1 protein-coding gene is annotated in these 961 nt (G+C 40.7%); it reads right to left on the bottom strand.

Going from position 1 to position 961, the window contains the following annotated elements:
* Positions 1–189: 189 nt before the first annotated feature.
* A complete protein-coding gene (locus tag ACQEXU_RS21930; RefSeq protein ID WP_427012296.1) occupies positions 190–723 on the bottom strand; it encodes a DnaJ domain-containing protein in 534 nt (177 codons plus the stop codon).
* Positions 724–961: the final 238 nt, after the last annotated feature.

Raw genomic sequence — 961 nt, 5'->3', positions numbered from 1 at the left:
ACCAACTCACTTTGGAGAGGGAGATTCTCTAAATCTAGCTTATCTGAACTCAAAATCGCCTCCGTTTGTATAACGCCCTGTTAAGGTGTGAGCAACGCTAACCACCTAACCTAAACCATTGCACGGTAACACTGAACCCAAATTTGAACTGAGAATGCCAAGCGTTGGGAATCACTCTTAAATGCTTTGTTATGCCACTTCGTTCTTCAACTTCTCATATGAGTCGTTAATCCTTTGCATCATAGCTTTGCTTCCACCTTTATCTGGGTGGTGGATGGACGCTAGGCTTTTGTAACGTTTTCTAAGCTCTTGACTACTAGGTAAAGATTCATATCCTAGAATATCTCGCTCCGTTAATGAGCAATCAGATTCAAATAGCTGGCTACTCAAATTGAAATTTTCTTGAGTCAGAAAATCGATCTTTCTCTCGGCTTCACTAAGTAATGACTTCAGTTCATTTATTCGGTGGTTGGCTTTGCGGATAGTCTCATTCGCTTTGTCTAATAAGGAACCTTCACTTTCTTTGCTTTCTCGCTTGGCGTCTGCCTCTATGTATCCGAGCTTAGTTAATACATATGTAGCCCTTTCCCTTTCAGTGTCATTGTAATAATCAGTATGAAGGCGGCTTAACATTAACTTCGCCGTTTTTACAGATAGCTCTTCGCTTCCTTCAAACAAGACTGCTCTCTGCTCTGAATGAGCAGATGAAAAAATATCGAACATGACAAAGTAATCCACATAAAAACATCGAGAAATAATAGCAAGTAAGTTGCCGAAGATATACTCACAGTAGCATAACGCCCTGTTAAGGTGTGAGCAACGCAATGCCGAAGTCACCGCATACCACCTTAAACACCTAAAGCAACGCATAGTAAAAATGCCAAGCGTTGCGAATCACTCTTAAACAGTTTGTTAGTTTTCTTGGATTCAAGTACGAAGTGCGACACCTCTGAACATAAAA

It is taken from the genome of Vibrio sp. TRT 21S02, assembly GCF_050113675.1.
In the GTDB taxonomy this organism is placed as follows: Bacteria; Pseudomonadota; Gammaproteobacteria; order Enterobacterales; family Vibrionaceae; genus Vibrio.
Note: the sequence above shows the minus strand (reverse complement) of the source record. Positions and strands in the feature narration are given on the sequence as shown.